Origin of the sequence: Streptococcus sp. SO4, assembly GCF_030440055.1 — a bacterium.
Classification (GTDB): Bacteria; Bacillota; Bacilli; order Lactobacillales; family Streptococcaceae; genus Streptococcus; species Streptococcus nidrosiense.
Genome location: NZ_JAQFJI010000007.1, coordinates 79,406 through 97,786 on the forward strand (window position 1 = coordinate 79,406; position 18,381 = coordinate 97,786).

Consider the following 18,381-nt stretch of genomic DNA (forward strand, 5'->3'; position numbering starts at 1 on the left):
ATAGAAACATGGCAAACAAAAATACAAGTAAAACAAGACGGAGACCGTCAAAAGCTGAATTAGAAAGAAAGCAAGCTATCCAACGGATGTTAATTTCCTTAGTCATAGCTTTTTGCTTAATGTTCGCTGCTCTGAGATTAGGAGCAGTGGGTCTCACCCTCTATAATCTCATTCGTCTATTAGTAGGAAGTCTGGCCTATCTGGTCATTTTTGTCGTTCTAGTCTATCTTTTTCTCTTCAAATGGATTCGGAAGCAAGAAGGTCTGATCTCAGGTTTTCTTTGCATTTTTTCAGGCTTATTGCTGATTTTTGAAGCTTATCTTGTATGGAAATATGGCTTAGAGCAGTCTGTCTTTAAGGGAACTTTAGCCCAAGTTTTGACAGATTTGACAGGCTTTCGTGTGACTAGCTTTGCTGGAGGAGGGCTGCTAGGTGTTGCTCTCTACATTCCAGTAGCTTTTCTCTTTTCAAATATTGGTACTTACTTTATCGGAGCCATCTTAATCTTGATTGGTGCTCTTCTAGTCAGTCCCTGGTCTGTCTATGACGTTGCTGATTTTCTTGGAGCACGTTTTTCGCTTTGGATGGAGCGACGCGAGCTGAAGAAACAAGAACGCTTCATCAAACGGGAAGAGGAAAAAGCGCGTAAGGAAGCAGAGGAGCAGGAAAAACTAGAAAAAGAACAAGCAGAGCAAACCTTGTTGGACATACCTCCTGTTGATATGGAAACTGGCGAGATTTTAGAAGCTCCCCCTGTTCACTTTGATGATTTACCACCCCTTCCAGAGGAAGAATGGATAGAACCTGAAATTATTCTCCCGCAAGCAGACTATGAAGTTCCTAGCGAAGTTGATATTCCAGAGGAAGCTGAGTTCTTAGATGATGAGGATGTTGAGGTAGATTTTTCTGCTAAAAAAGCCTTGGAATACAAACTTCCAAGCTTGCAACTCTTTGCACCCGATAAACCAAAAGATCAGTCAAAAGAAAAGAAAATCGTTCGAGAAAATATCAAAATTTTGGAAGAAACCTTTGCGAGTTTCGGTATCAAGGTAACGGTTGAACGTGCTGAAATCGGTCCATCAGTTACCAAGTACGAAGTCAAGCCAGCAGTTGGTGTTCGTGTCAATCGCATTTCCAATCTAGCAGATGACTTGGCTCTGGCCTTGGCTGCGAAAGATGTCCGTATCGAAGCTCCAATTCCAGGGAAATCCTTGGTCGGGATTGAAGTGCCTAACTCTGAAATTGCAACCGTATCTTTCCGGGAACTCTGGGAACAATCGCAAACTAAACCTGAAAATCTCCTAGAAATTCCTCTTGGGAAAGCAGTTAACGGAACAGCTCGTAGTTTCGACCTTGCTAAAATGCCTCACTTACTTGTGGCTGGATCGACAGGTTCTGGTAAATCTGTTGCAGTCAATGGTATTATTGCAAGTATTCTCATGAAGGCTCGACCAGATCAAGTCAAGTTTATGATGGTGGATCCGAAGATGGTTGAGTTGTCAGTCTATAATGATATTCCTCACCTCTTGATTCCAGTTGTGACGAACCCTCGTAAGGCCAGCAAGGCCCTTCAAAAAGTCGTAGATGAGATGGAAAACCGTTATGAACTCTTTGCTAAAATTGGGGTTCGTAATATTGCTGGTTTCAATGCTAAGGTGGAGGAATTCAACGCTCAATCTGAGTACAAACAAGTACCTCTTCCTTTAATTGTCGTGATTGTGGACGAGTTAGCTGACCTTATGATGGTGGCCAGCAAAGAAGTAGAAGATGCCATTATCCGACTCGGACAAAAGGCGCGTGCAGCTGGTATTCACATGATTCTTGCAACCCAACGTCCTTCAGTGGATGTTATTTCTGGTCTGATTAAGGCCAATGTACCGTCTCGTGTAGCCTTTGCTGTTTCTTCAGGAACGGATTCACGTACGATTTTGGATGAAAATGGTGCGGAAAAATTGCTTGGTCGAGGGGATATGCTCTTCAAACCAATCGATGAAAATCACCCTGTACGCTTGCAAGGTTCCTTTATCTCTGATGATGATGTGGAACGTATTGTTAGCTTTATCAAGGCTCAAGCAGATGCTGATTATGATGAAAGCTTTGATCCCGGAGAGGTTTCTGAGACAGAAGGTGAGTCTGGTACAGGAGATGAAGGTGGAGATCCGCTATTTGAAGAAGCTAAGGCTCTGGTCATTGAAACTCAAAAAGCGAGCGCATCCATGATTCAACGCCGTCTATCGGTTGGTTTTAACCGAGCAACTCGCTTGATGGAAGAATTAGAGATGGCTGGGGTTATTGGTCCAGCAGAAGGAACGAAGCCACGAAAGGTTTTACAACAATAAAAAACGTAAAAATAGTATAAAAATGCATGGAAACTTTATTGAAAAGTTAGTCAAAAATGGTCTAACTTTTACGATGAAGTTTCCTTTTTTATAGCGATTTCTTTAGAAATAAGGCTATCTGAAAATCGTTTCAGACTTGACTAATAATTGGATTTTACTTTTACTAGTTTTACCTATTAAACTATTGATTTTTTAAACTGTTTTTGATATATTAAATTGGTATAGAAAAAATTATATGTTTATCCAGTAGTGTTTAAAAATTGAGGAGGATATTTTTTTAAAATAAAATGCAAACGCTTACTTGGTAAACTGAAAGGAACAAAAAAATCGATGGATAAAGGATTATTTGAAAAACGTTGCAAATATAGTATTCGGAAATTTTCATTAGGGGTTGCTTCTGTTATGATTGGTGCAGCTTTCTTTGGAACTAGCACTGTTCTCGCAGATTCTGCACAAACAGGTTCAACAGCGACTATGCCAGCTGATTTGGCGGCAGCTCTTGCCAATGCTAAAGAGGATGATGGGCATGACTTTGAAGCACCAAAACCAGGTGAAGATCAAGGCTCTCCTGAAGTAACTGAAGGACCAAAGACTGAAGAAGAATTGCTGGCAAAAGAAAAAGAAACTGCTACAAGCTCAGCAACTTCAGATACTCTTCCTGAAGAACTACGTGGAAAACTTGATAAGGCTGAAGAAAATGGCCGCACTGCCTCAAAAGAAGAACTAGAAAAAGAAGATAAAAGTTTAGTCCCAGAAGATGTTGCTAAAACAAAAAATGGAGAATTAAACTACGGCGCGACTGTCGAAATTAAAAGCCCTGCTGGTCTCGGTAGTGGTATCGTTATCGGGGAAAATCTCGTTTTGTCTGTTTCTCATAACTTTATCAAAGATGTTCCAGATGGCAATAATCGTAAGGTAGCTGATAATGTTGAAAGTGATGAAGATGTTTACACAATTTCTTATCAAGGGGCACCAGACGTCAAATTCAGTAAAAATGATGTGAAACACTGGGATCGTGAAGGATTCCTCAAAGGATATAAAAATGACCTGGCAATCGTTAAGCTTCGTACACCTCTTGCAAATGCGCCTGTTGAAGTGACTGATAAGCCTGCGACAACTAAGGTAGGAGATAAGGTCCATGTATTTGGATATCCAAAAGGAGAGCTTGATCCGATTCTGAATACAACTGTTGAGGATATTAATAATCACGGAGAAGGTGTTCGTGGAATTAGCTATCAAGGAAGTGAACCAGGTGCCAGTGGTGGTGGCATTTTCGATGAAAATGGGAAATTGATTGGTATTCACCAAAATGGTGTATCTGGTAAACGTAGTGGTGGTATACTCTTCTCACCTGCTCAGCTAGAATGGATTCAAAACTACATCAAGGGTATTGAAACAACGAAACCAGCTGGTCTAGATGCTCTCGATAAACAAGTTGAGGACAAGGAAGAAAAACCAAAAGAGGATAAACCTAAGGAAGATAAGCCAAAAGAAGAAACACCAGCAGAAAATAAACCAGCAGAAAATAAACCTGCTGACAACAAGCCAGCTGAGAATAAACCGACTGAATCAAAAGAAGTCACTCCAGAATGGAAAACGGTTGAAAATAAAGACCAACAGGGAACAGTAACAATCCGTGAAGAAAATGGAGTTCGTTACAACCAACTAGCTTCAACTGCTCAAAATGACAATGGTAAGAAACCAGCCTTGTTTGAAAAAGATGGTTTGACAGTCGATGCTAATGGAAATGCCACAGTTGATTTGACCTTTAAAGAAGAATCTGAAACAGGTAAATCTCGCTTTGGTGTCTTTATGAAATTTAAAGATACCGATAATAACGTTTTTGTAGGGTACGACCAAGGTGGATGGTTCTGGGAATACAAGTCAAATGGAAGTGGACTTTGGTACCAAGGTGGACGTGTTGCAGCTCCAGTAAATGGTTCTGTCAACCACTTGACCATCAGCCTCAAATCAGATGGACAACTTAACGCAACAAACAATGATGTCAAACTTTTTGACACACTTACCTTACCATCTGCTGTAAATGACAAGCTCAAAGATGAGAAGAAAATCGTTCTTAAAGCTGGAAGCTATAGCAGTGAGAGAACCATTGTAAATGTTAAAACAGATGACCAAGAAGGCGTGAAAAACGACCAAGAGGCTGCTGAAAAAGAAAAAGGTGATACAGTAGACGATAGCAATGTCAAGTACGACACTATCGAATCTACAGTATTGAAAGCAGTCATCGACCAAGCCTTCCCACGTATTAAAGAGTACGTCCTCAATGGCAACAAGCTTCCAGGTCAAGTGCAACCGATTAATCAAGTTGTGATTAACAAGCACGCTGTGACTCCTGAAGTTACCTATAAGAAGGTCAATGCAACGACTGCCGAGTATGAAATGAAACTCCGTGATGAGGAAAACCTCATCAATGCAGATATGACAGTTCGTTTGCAAGTGGTGGACAACCAACTTCACTTTGATGTGACTAAGATTGTCAACCATAACCAAGTGACACCAGGACAAAAGATTGATGACGAACGTAAATTACTTTCTTCCATCAGCTTCCTAGGAAATGCATTGGTATCTGTTTCTAGCGACCAAGCAGGAGCTAAGTTTGATGGGGCAACCATGTCAAACAATACTCACGTCAGTGGTGATGACCATATCGAAGTAACAAATCCAATGAAAGAATTAGCCAAAGGCTATATGTACGGATTTGTTTCAACAGACAAGCTTGCGGCAGGTGTATGGAGTAACTCACAAAATAGCTACGGTGGCGGTTCTTACGACTGGACACGTTTGACAGCTTATAAGAATACGATTGGCAATGCCAACTACGTGGAAATTCATAGCTCTGAATGGCAATGGGAAAAAGCCCACAACGGAGTTGTCTTCCCAGCATACACTCAAGAACTTCCAAGTGCAAAAGTTGTCATCACTGAAGATGCCAATGCTGACCATAAGGTTGACTGGCAAGATGGTGCGATTGCTTACCGTAGTATCATGAACAACCCTCAAGGTTGGGAAAAAGTTAAAGACATTACAGCTTACCGTATCGCTATGAACTTTGGTTCACAAGCGCAGAACCCATTCCTCATGACCTTGGATGGTATCAAGAAGATCAACCTCAACACCGATGGTCTTGGTCAAGGTGTACTTCTTAAGGGATACGGAAGTGAAGGACATGACTCTGGACACTTGAACTATGCAGACATCGGTAAACGTATCGGTGGTGTTGAAGACTTTAAGACTCTTATTGAGAAAGCTAAGAAATATGGTGCTCACCTCGGTATCCACGTAAATGCTTCAGAAACCTATCCAGAGTCTAAATACTTTAATGAAGATATTCTTCGTAAAAATGCAGATGGTAGTTACAGCTACGGTTGGAACTGGCTTGATCAAGGTATCAATATTGATGCTGGTTATGACCTCGCTCATGGGCGTTTAGCGCGTTGGGAAGAGTTGAAGAAAGAGTTGGGTGAAGGTCTAGACTTCATCTATGTCGACGTTTGGGGTAACGGTCAATCAGGTGACAACGGTGCCTGGGCAACTCACGTTATTGCTAAAGAAATTAACAAACAAGGTTGGCGATTTGCTATTGAGTGGGGCCATGGTGGTGAATATGATTCTACTTTCCAACACTGGGCAGCTGACTTGACCTATGGTGGCTATACAAATAAAGGTATTAACAGTGCCATCACTCGCTTTATCCGTAACCACCAAAAAGATTCTTGGGTTGGGGACTACAGAAGTTATGGTGGTGCAGCTGACTACCCACTTTTAGGCGGCTATAGCATGAAGGACTTCGAAGGATGGCAAGGACGTAGTGATTATAACGGTTATGTAACAAACTTGTTCGCTCATGACGTTATGACTAAGTACTTCCAACACTTCACAGTCAGCAAATGGGAAGATGGTAAACCAGTAACCATGACTGACAATGGTAGTACCTATAAATGGACTCCAGAAATGAAAGTCGAATTGGTTGATGCTGCAAATAACAAGGTTGTGGTAACTCGTAAATCCAATGATGTCAACAGCCCACAATATCGTGAACGAATTGTTACACTTAACGATCGTGTCATTCAAGATGGTTCAGCCTACTTGACACCTTGGAACTGGGATGCAAATGGTAATAAGCTTGAAAGTGACAAGGAAAAAATGTACTACTTCAATACTGAAGCAGGTGCAACAACTTGGACACTTCCTAGCGACTGGGCAAATGGTAAGGTTTACCTTTATAAACTAACTGACCAAGGTAAGACTGAGGAAAAAGAAGTTGCCGTGAAAGACGGTAAGATTACCCTTGATCTTACTGCAAATCAGCCATATGTTCTCTATCGTTCTAAACAAACAAATCCAGAAATGTCATGGAGTGAAGGAATGCACATCTATGACCAAGGATTTAACAGTGAATCTTTGGATCATTGGAAGATTTCAGGAGATGCTTCTAAGGCTGAAATCGTGAAGTCTCAAGGTGCAAACCAAATGCTCCGCATCCAAGGCAATAAAGAAAAAGTTAGTCTCACTCAAAAATTGACTGGCTTGAAGCCAAATACTAAATACGCAGTCTATGTCGGTGTAGACAACCGTAGTAATGCTAAAGCAAGTATTACCGTTAATACTGGTGAAAAAGAAGTAACCAACTACACTAATAAGTCACTTGCTCTCAACTATGTAAAAGCCTATGCTCACAATACTCGTCGAAGCAATGCAACAGTTGATAACACAAGTTACTTCCAAAATATGTATGCTTTCTTCACAACAGGTTCAGATGTATCAAACGTAACCTTGACCTTGAGTCGTGAAGCAGGCGATGAAGCAACTTACTTTGATGAAATTCGTACCTTTGAGAATGAATCAAATATGTACGGTGACGGTCACGATACTGCAACAGGCGTCTTCAAACAAGACTTTGAAAATGTCGGTCAAGGTATCTTCCCATTTGTCATCGGTGGTATCGAAGGCGTTGAAGATAACCGTACTCACTTGTCTGAAAAACATGGACCATACACACAACGTGATTGGAACGGCAAGAAAGTTGATGACGTTATCGAAGGAAATTGGTCACTCAAGACAAATGGTCTCGTAAGTCGTCGTAACTTGGTTTACCAAACAATTCCACAAAACTTCCGCTTTGAAGCAGGCAAGACCTACCGTATTACATTTGACTATGAAGCTGGATCTGACAGTACTTACGCCTTTGTAGTCGGTAAGGGAGAATTCCAATCTGGACAAGCAAGTAATTTGGAAATGCATGAATTGGCAAATACTTGGACAGATTCTAAGAAAGCGAAACGTGCAACCTTCCTCGTGACAGGTGCAGAAACTGGCGATACATGGGTAGGTATCTACTCTACAGGCAATGCAAGCAACACTCGCGGAGACTCTGGTGGTAATGCTAACTTCCGTGGCTACAATGACTTCATCATGGACAGACTTCAAATCGAAGAAATTGTCTTGACTGGTAAGATGATAACAGAAAATGCTGTCAAGAACTATCTTCCAACTGTTGCGATGACCAACTACACCAAAGAAACAATGGATGCTTTGAAAGAAGCAGTCTTCAACCTCAGCCAAGCAGACGATGATATCAGTGTAGAAGAAGCTAAGTCTGAAATTGCTAAGGTCAATGCTCTTAAAGACGCTTTAGTGATGAAGAAAACAGCTCTTGTAGCAGATGACTTTGCAAGTCTTACAGCTCCTGCTCAGGCTGGTGAAGGTCTTGAAAATGCCTTTGATAGCAACGTGTCAAGTCTATGGCATACATCATGGAGCGGAGGAGATGTTGGTAAACCTGCAACTATGGTCTTGAAGGAACCAACTGAAATTACTGGCTTCCGTTACGTTCCACGTGGTTCAGGATCAAATGGTAACTTGAGAGATGTTACTCTTGTGGTTACTGATGAAACAGGTAAGGAACATACCTTCAATGCAACCAATTGGGCTAACAATAATAAACCAAAAGATATTGACTTTGGTAAGACTATCAAGGCTAAAAAGATTGTTCTAACTGGAACAAGAACCTACGGTGATACTGAAAACCAATATCAATCAGCTGCAGAATTGATCTTTGCTCGTCCACAAGTTGCTGAAACTGGTCTTGATACTGCAGCCTATGAAGCAGCCTTGGCAAAAGCTCAAAAATTGACTGATAAGAGTAATCAAGAGGAAGTAGCAAGTGTTGTTGCCAGCATGAAATTTGCAACAGATAATCATCTCTTAACAAATAGAATGCTTGAATTCTTTGCAGATTATCTCGACCAATTGAAAGACCAAACACCTACTCCAACTCCAGATCCAGAACCAACTCCAGAACCTAAACCTGAAACTCCAACTTCAAGCAAGGGTGATGAAGCAGCACCAGTTGTTGACCTTCCAGAATTCACAGGTGGTGTAAATGGTGTTGAAGCCGCAATCCATGAAGTACCAGAGTACAATGAAGTTGAGGGAACAGCAGGAAATGAAGTAGCTATCCACGAAGTTCCAGAATTTACTGGAGGTGTGAATGGAGCTGAAGCCGCTGTCCATGAAGTACCAGAGTACACAGGTGCGATTGGAACAGCAGGTGATCAAGCCGCACCTACTGTAGAAAAACCAACTGAAGGTGTTCGTGTCTTGTCAGATAAGACTACAGGAGTTGTAGTTGCAGGACTAGCAAGAGATTTGGCTACAGATCTTAATCTTAAAGTTCAAAAAGTAACAGACCAAAGTCTACAAGGTGTGAAATTTGATGCTTATGCTCTTCATTTAGTTGATAAAGATAAGCATGAGGTTCAAGCGAAGGGTGTAGTGCTTGTTCGACTTCCAGTTTCTAGTGAAGTAGCTGGAGTATACTACACTGCATCAGGTGAGGCAGTAAGCTTTACAAATGGTCAAGGTACAGTTGAGTTTACAACTAGTCAGCTAGGACATTTTGCAGTAGTTTATAAACAAGTTTCTAAACCACAAACGCCATCAGTAGGAGAACCTGGTCATAAACCACAAACTCCATTAACTGAGGAACCTGGAAGTCAAGTACAGACTCCATCAACAGAGAAACTGGATCATAAACCACAAAATGCAGCAGTACAAAAACTTGATCAGAAATCAGATGATACTGCTAAACCAGAAATGAAGGAAGTAGCAGCTAAACAAGAAGCGAAGGATAAACTTCCAGAAACTGGTACTAGCAAGTCAGAGCATCTCTTCTTCCTTGCCAGCCTCAGTCTAGCAATGTCTGCTCTATTTCTTGCAAAGAGAAAAGAAGATTAAAAAATAAAAAGTTTTCAATAAAAGAGAGCTTAAAACTCCACAATCATTGTAGTGGAGAAAAAGAAAACCCAGAGAGGACCCTCTAGGTCCTCTCTTTTTTTAAAGGGGAATGAGAGCGCTTACTCTTGAAGGCGTATGAAAGGAAATAGGAAAAAATGGGAAAACATTTTTTTGAGAAACGGTGTCATTACAGTATACGTAAATTTACAATCGGCGCAGCTTCTGTTATGATTGGTGCTAGCATTTTTGGTGCTGGTGCAGTTCAGGCTGCTGAAACAGAAGGACCTGCAGAGACAGAAGGTACGGTAACACAAGCTCAGCCTCTGGATAAACTGCCAGCAGATATAGCAGCAGCTATTGAAAAAGCAGAAGCAAGTGCTGGAACTGTAGATGAACAACCTGCAGGGTCAGAAACTGGGGCAACTGCAGCTGAAACAACTACTCCAAAACCAACTGAAACTCCTGCTCCTAAGGAAGAAGTAGCTTCAAAACCAGCTACAAATCCAAAAGAGGAAGCAGCTTCTGAGGCGAAACCAGCTGCAACTCCTGCGACTAAAGATGTAGTAGATACACCAGATGTCAATCATTTAGAAAAAGCTTCTGCTACAGCATCAAACCATGAAGCCAACACACAATACACAGCAGAAAAGGCGATAGACGGAAAACCTGACACTCGCTGGGCTACTGACCAAAACGTTGAGAAACCAACAATCGAATTTACACTTGAAAAGACAACAGTGATTAAGCATGTTGAGATTGATTGGGACCGCCGCGTTCGTGGTGAACAAAATGATCCAAATATCAAATCATGGAACCTCTATTACGCCGGCCAGGATGAGGTGAATGGTTCAGGAGTTAAAGAATGGAAGTTGGCTTATCAAAGAACAGGGAATCCTCTTCTTGATGAAAAAATTGACTTGAAAGAAGCTATCCAAGCCAAGTACCTTAAACTTGAAATCACGGATTATCAAGCTGGTACAATGAACTGGAAAAATGTTGGGATTCAAGAAATTCGTGCCTACTCAAACATTCCAGACGCTAGCAAACCAACAGATATTCGCCAAGTGACAGAATTAGCTGTTGCTGAAGATGGGAAATCACTTGTTTTACCTAAATTACCAGGCCAAGTCAGCTTGATTGGTAGCAACAAACAGGGTGTTGTTGACCTAAATAACAAAATCTATAAACCCTTAACAGATCAAACTGTTAAGGTCATGGTCCAACAAGTCAAGGATACTCATACTTTCACAAAAGAATTTGAAGTCCTTATTAAAGGATTACATGCAGATGAAGGTGTTGGCACTAAACCAGCAGTTGCTCCAGCAGTTCAACAATGGTATGGTACTGAAGGTAAAACTTCAATTACAGCTGATACCGTCATTTCAGTCGGAGATTCTGGATTTGGCCAAGAAGCTAAATTCTATCAGACTGACCTTGAAAGTCGTGGGTTAGAAATCGCTACAGGTGATCAAACAGCTCAAAAACGGATCGAATTTAAAAAGGTTGAAGACAAGGGCTATGGCAAGGAAGGCTATGGTATCACTGTTAAAGATGGAGTTATCACCGTAGAAGCTGCGACCAATGCAGGAGCATTTTATGCTACACGTACCCTTCTTCAAATGGGTGAAAATGATTTGCAAAACGGAGAAATCCGTGACTTCCCAAGCTTTAGCCATCGTGGATTTATGCTAGACACAGGTCGTAAGTTTATCCCTTACGACACTCTTGTAGATATTATGCTCAATATGGCCTACTACAAGATGAACGACTTGCAGTTGCACTTGAATGACAACTATATCTTCTTAAAAGATCATTTAGCAGGGAAAAATCTTACTCCACAAGAGGAACTGGATTATGTTCTTAAAAATGCTAAGACAGGCTTCCGTGTAGAAACTGATGTTGTCGGTGAAAATGGTGAAAAATTAACATCTGACGAGCATTACACTAAGGAAGAAATGCAAGAAATCATCAAGTTGGCCAAAGCTTTACATATCAATCTTGTTCCTGAAATTGACACACCAGGTCACGCCCTTTCATTTGTTAAAGTTAGACCTGACCTTATGTATAAGGGACGACTAAGCACTAACAAGCATAATGTAGAGCGCGTGGCTATGCTAGATTTGGATAACAAGTACGAAGAGACACTTGCTTTTGTCAAATCAGTCTATGATAAATTGTTAGATGGAGAAGACGCACCTCTCCATGGCGTATCTACAGTTCATATCGGTACAGATGAATATTATGGAAATCCAGAAAGCTATCGTCGCTATGTCAATGATATGATCCAGTACATCAAAGGCAAAGGCTTAACACCACGTATTTGGGGTTCCCTCAGTGCCAAACAAGGAACTACGCCGGTCGATTGGAAAGATGTAGAAGTCGATATTTGGAGCATTGGATGGCAACGTCCAGCTGCCGCAATTGCTCAAGGTGCTAAGATTATCAATATCACAGATATTCCAACCTATAGTGTTCCAAGTGGTAGCAATAGTCAAGGTGGATATGGAGATTATGCAAACTATGAAACTCAATACAATCGCTGGACACCAAATGATTTCTCAACAGGTGGAGGACCACGCCTAGAAGCCTCTAATCCAAATATCCTTGGTGGTGGTCATGCGGTCTGGAATGATAACATTGACCTCCATGAAACTGGACTCACTTCTTACGATATCTTTAAACGCTTCTTCAAGAGTATGCAATCAACTGCAGAACGCACTTGGGGTTCAGACCGTGCAGCCAAGACCTATGCAGAACGTGTTCAACCAGCAAGTGTTTATGCACCACAATCTAACCCAGATAAGACCGTAGCTGAAGAAGACTTGTTCAAGATCAATCCTGATACTGTCAAAGATTATCTTGCTAAGAAAGTACAGAAGACTGAAGCAGGTTTGAATTTCGAAAAAGATAGCACTATCGAAGGCCTAGTTGGTGATGCTGGACCAAGTCATGTCTTGAAATTGGATGTGACAGTGACTGGTGATGGCGAGCAAACCTTCTCAACAAGTGGAAACAATCAACTCTATCTTGCGGACAAAGATGGCTACCTTGCCTATACTTTTGAACAATTTCATATTCAATTTAACAAGAAACTTGAAAAGAACAAACGTTATCAAATTTCTGTTGTAACCAAACCTCAAGTGACTGAAGTTTATGTGGACGGTGAAAAGGTTGAACGAATTGCAAATCCAGCTAATCCACGTTTGGCCCATAATAGCTTGGTACTTCCACTTGAAACAATCGGTGGCTTTAAAGGAATCTTGCATAGTGCTGAGTTGTCAAATGAAGCATTTGTAAACCCACGTTTGATTCCAAATGACCATTTTACAGTTTCTGCAACAAGTCAAGAATTACCAGGAACCAATGCAGAAGGTCCAGTCGAAAAAGCCTTTGACAATGATCCAAATACTTTCTGGCATTCAAAATGGTCTGGTCATCAGGCTCCATTTACAGTGGCAATGAACTTGAAAGCAGCTGAAACAGTGAATGGCTTGACTTATCTTCCACGTCCAGGTGGAGGCAACGGTGTTGTGACATCTTATGAAATCTATGCTCAAAAAGATGGTCAAATGGTTAAAGTTGCTTCAGGAACTTGGGAAAACAATGCCAAAGAGAAAACAGTTAACTTTGATGCCATTGAAACCGATAAGGTAGAATTTAAAGTTCTAGCTGGTGCTGCAGGATTTGGTAGTGCTGCAGAAATTCAACTTCTTAAACCAGTTTCTTCTAACAAGATGGAAGAGCCAGTTAGTCCAGAGAAACCTGTGACACCAGAAAAACCTGAAACTCCAGAAAAACCTAAAGTTGAGGAAATGGGCGATGGTACAACTGAACTTGCTGATAGCTTTGTAGCTACGAAACCTACAAGTGACGAAGCAGTTGCCGCAGCAGCTCAAAGTCAGGATTATCTCAAGAAAGAGTACAAGGTCTTCCCAACACCACAAAAAGTAACTTATGATGAAGGTGTTACGAAACTCCATAAACAAGTCAATCTTGTCATGGGCGATCAATTAGATATCTATACTCGTAACCGCTTGAAGAGTGTCCTACAAGATCATCAAATCTCTTACACAAGTAGTCAAACAGCAGTGGCAGGTGCTACCAACATCTACCTTGGTGTTCATGGCCAAAATTCACAGGCTGAAAAAGAAGTATCTGGTATTTCTCAAGGACTCTTTGATAAGATTGATGCCTATGCCTTGTCTATCAAGAATAATACAATCTCTATCGTCGGTAAGGATACAGATGCTGTCTTCTACGGTTTGACAACTCTCAAACACATGCTTAATGAAAGTGAAGCTCCAGTCTTGCGTAACGTAACAGTTGAAGACTTTGCTGAAATTAAGAACCGTGGCTTTATCGAAGGATACTATGGTAACCCTTGGAGCAATGCTGATCGTGCTGAGTTGATGCGTTATGGTGGTGACTTGAAGTTGACCCAATACTTCTTTGCACCAAAAGACGATCCATATCACAACAAGAAATGGCGTGAACTTTATCCAGAAGAAAAATTAGCTGAAATCCGTGAATTGGCACGTGTCGGAAACCAAAACAAGACTCGTTATGTTTGGACCATCCACCCATTCATGAACAACCGTATCCGTTTTGGCAACGATGCTGATTACCAAAAAGACCTTGAAACTATTAAGGCTAAATTCACTCAATTGATGGATGTCGGTGTCCGTGAGTTCGGTATTTTGGCCGATGATGCTCCAAGTCCAGTTGGTGGCTACAATAGCTACAACCGCTTGATGAAGGACATGACAGACTGGTTGACTGAAAAACAAGCAACTTATGTTGGTCTTCGTAAGGAAATGATCTTCGTTCCAGGTCAATATTGGGGTAATGGACGTGAAGATGAGTTGAAATCACTCAACGAAAACCTTCCAACTTCAACTTCTATGACCCTTACTGGTGGTAAGATTTGGGGTGAAGTATCAGAAAACTTCCTTTCTAACCTTAAGAACAACCTGACTGCAGGTGGTAAGACCTACCGTCCAGTTTCCCTATGGATTAACTGGCCATGTACAGATAACTCTAAACAACACTTGATTTTGGGTGGCGGTGAGAAATTCCTTCATCCGAATGTAGACCCAAGTCTTCTTTCAGGTATCATGTTGAATCCAATGCAACAATCTGAGCCATCGAAGATTGCCCTCTTCTCAGCAGCCCAATATGCATGGAAACAATGGAAATCAGAAGAAGAAGCTAAGAGAGTGAATGACATCGCCTTCAACTTTGTTGAAAACGGTAAGTTTACAGATAGCGAAGCATCTCTTGCCTTCCGTGAGCTTGGTAAACATATGATCAACCAAAACATGGATGGTCGTGTTGTGAAATTGGAAGAGTCTGTTGAACTTGCACCGAAATTAGATGCCTTTATGTCTAAGTTGAAAGCTGGTCAAGATGTCGGTGCAGAGCGTGAAGGCTTGCGTGCAGAATTTGCAAAACTTAAAGCAGCAGCTCAACTTTATAAAGCATCTGGTGATGAAAAGATGCGTGCTCAAATCCACTACTGGTTGGATAATACCATCGACCAAATGGATGCTTTGAGTGCTCTCCTTGATGGTACAGAAGCTATCGAAAAGAACGATTCTGCAAAACTTTGGGATAGCTACTATAAGGGATTAAAACTTTATGAACAGTCTCAAACTTATACCTTCCACTATGTAGACCATGATGAAAGAGCTGAGTTGGGTGTTCAACATATCCGTCCATTCTTGCTTGGACTTCGTGAAATCCTTGCAACAGAAGTTCAAAAAGCCTTGCATCCAGACCAAGTGATTAGTACCTTTATCACGAACCGTACTGGTGTCGAAGGTGGACTTGCTGAAGTGACTGACGGAGATTTGGGAACACATGCTTTGATCAAATCACCAAACAGCATTCAAACTGGTGACTACATTGGTTTGAAATTTAATAAGGCTGTTCCAGTTCAAAACTTGGCCTTTGCAATGGGAACTCAAGCAAATCCTCGTGATACCTTCAACAACGCTAAGGTTGAATACCTCAATGAAAATGATGAGTGGGTAACCCTTTCAGAACCAAGCTACACTGGTAATGAACCACTGCTTAAGTTTGAAAACCTCAACATCAACGCCAAAGCTGTTCGTATGATTGCGACTTCAGATCGTGGAAATACTTGGTTTGCTGTACGAGAAATTGCTGTTAACCGCCCTGTAGAAGTTACTCGTGCTAAACAGTCAGCCACTGTGACTATCAGTCCAAATCTTATGTACAAGTACAACACAACAGTTGGTCAGATTACAGACGGACGTGATAATACTGAAGCCATGCTTGCAAATGCTGATAGAACAGACACAACTCCAGTCAATGGTTGGGTACAACTTGACTTGGGTGAAGTCAAACCTGTGACTAAGGTTCGTTTGGTTCAAGGATCAGGAGATAAGTTGGCAGAAGGTGTTCTTGAATATTCTGCAGATGGTAACTCATGGCAAGAATTGGATCGCTTGACTGGTGAACAAACGAAAGAAATTGAAACTCCAATTTCAGCTCGCTACGTTCGTGTTCGCAATACTAAGAACATCAACCTATGGTGGCGTATCGCTGACTTCTCAGTTGAGACACGTGCAGGCAATAGCGAATTGACTGATACAAACGTTGAAAGCTTGAAGTCAACTCCAGTTTATGACAGCCTTGGCCGTTATGACCTGCAAATTCCAAGCGGAACTAAGCTTCCAGCTAATAGCTACTTGGGTATGAAGCTTGATCGTCTACACCAAGCTGAAAGCATTCAAGCACTTGGTACAGAAAATCCATCTCTCAACTTGGAATACTCTCCAAATGCCCAAGAATGGTATCCAGCTAATCAAGTGACTGATAAGTCCTTGGTACGTTATGTTCGTCTGGTTAATAAGACTGACCAAGAACAAGCAGTGACAGCAACTTCTCTACTTGTTCAGACAAAAGAAGTTCAGCCAACCACACTTGATTCTACATCAATGGGAATCCACCCAACATACGGTAGAAACGACGTTCGTAAGATCAAGAACTTGGATCAATTGTTTGACGGTGTCTACAATAACTTTGTAGAGTTCTCAGACTATGCTCGTAAAGACGGTCATATTACCTTGAAACTTGGTAGCGAACGTGATATTAAGAAGATTAGAGCTTACATCCAAGACGGCACTCAAAACTATCTCCGTGATGGTAAGATTCAAGTCAGTCAAGATGGCAAGACTTGGACAGATGTTGTGACAGTTGGTGACGGTGTTGCTAATGAAACACGTGATGACTCCTTGACAGATGGCTGGACACATGATTCTAAGATGCCAGGAAATCGCTATATCGAGGGTGAACTTTCAAGCCCAGTTAAAGCCAACTATCTCCGTGTTCTATTTACAGCAGACTATGATGCTCGTTTTGTAGGCTTCACTGAGTTGGTGATCAATGATGGCGAATTCGTGAAACCAATCAATGACCCAACTGTAGAAGGAAACAGCGGTGAAAGCCAAGGCAACCTTTACACTAATCTTGTAGATGGTAAAGTCTTGACAAGCTACAAGGCTGAGAAAGAACAAGGTGAGCTTGTTTACCACTTGTCAGAACCAACAGATGCTAACCATATCCGACTTGTTTCAAGTATTCCTCAAGGAGTTACTGCACGTGTGTTTGCTCGCACTTTGAAAGCAGATAGAGACGGAGCTTGGACAGATCTAGGAGCAATTACCTCAAGCTTCCAAACATTTGCAGTGAGAGAAAAAGCGCCATTGTTAGATGTCAAAGTTGTTTGGGAAGGTGGCAAACCTGAGTTTTACGAAATGACGACCTTCCACCAAGAGCTTCCAGAAGAACCAGAGAAACCAGCTTTAACTACAAGCAAGGGTGATGAGCCAGCACCAGTAGTAGAAGTCCCAGAATTTACTGGTGGCGTAAATGGTGTTGAAGCAGCTGTTCATGAAGTTCCAGAATATACTGAAGCTATTGGCACAGCAGGTGAAGAAGCAGCACCAGTAGTAGAAGTCCCAGAATTCACAGGCGGCGTGAATGGTGTCGAAGCGGCTATCCATGAAGTTCCAGAGTATACTGAAGCTACGGCAGAAGCAGACAAGCTTCCAGCACCAGTAGTAGAAGTCCCAGAATTCACAGGTGGTGTAAATGGCACTGAAGCAGCTGTCCACGAAGTCCCAGAATATACTGGTGGGGTGAATGGTGTCGAAGCAGCTGTCCATGAAGTCCCAGAGTTCACTGGTCACGTAAATGGATCAGAAGGAACTACTCACGAAGTTCCAGAATTTACTGGAAGTGTGAATGGTTCAGCCCCAACTACACGTGAAACTCCAGCATACACAGATGAGCAGTCTCTTGTAGCTCTTGCTATGTCACAAGATAAGACCTACCAAGCACCTGCAAGTCATCCATACAAGCTCCCAGAAACAGGTACTAAAGAAAATGCTGGCCTTGCAGCCGTTGGTGTTGTAGGTGCACTTCTTGGTCTCTTTGCTATGGGAAAGAAAAAAGACGACGAATAAGATGATGTAAAAGCATCTAATACTCAATGAAAATCAAAGAGCAAACTAGGAAACTAGCCGCAGGCTGTACTTGAGTACGGCAAGGCGACGTTGACGCGGTTTGAATTTGATTTTCGAAGAGTATAAGTCATAGAGATTGGATCAAGAGACTAATCTCGAATATAAAAAGCGGACAAAACTAGTTTTCTGATAAACAGAATCTGGTCTTGTTCGCTTTTTCTTAAAGTGAGGAAGCTGATGGTCACTGAAGTTCCTTGGATAAAACATTTCGAACTCCTAATGAAGTCCTTAAG

At 41.6% G+C, this 18,381-nt stretch carries 3 protein-coding genes; all 3 read left to right on the forward strand.

The window, feature by feature from the left end; translation table 11 throughout:
* Positions 1-8: 8 nt before the first annotated feature.
* The 3 genes from PCY08_RS05650 to PCY08_RS05660 all read left to right on the forward strand — a co-directional run bounded on the left by PCY08_RS05650 (position 9) and on the right by PCY08_RS05660 (position 18,088).
* Positions 9-2,339, forward strand: a complete 2,331-nt coding sequence (locus PCY08_RS05650) for a DNA translocase FtsK (protein WP_075228255.1) — start codon at positions 9-11, stop codon at positions 2,337-2,339.
* A gap of 330 nt (positions 2,340-2,669) precedes the next feature.
* Entirely contained in the window at positions 2,670-9,596 is a 6,927-nt protein-coding gene (locus PCY08_RS05655; protein ID WP_301559726.1) for a SpGH101 family endo-alpha-N-acetylgalactosaminidase, read from the forward strand.
* 155 nt (positions 9,597-9,751) lie between these two features.
* Positions 9,752-18,088, forward strand: a complete 8,337-nt coding sequence (locus PCY08_RS05660) for an SIALI-17 repeat-containing surface protein (RefSeq protein ID WP_301559727.1) — start codon at positions 9,752-9,754, stop codon at positions 18,086-18,088.
* The last annotated feature ends 293 nt before the right edge of the window (positions 18,089-18,381 follow it).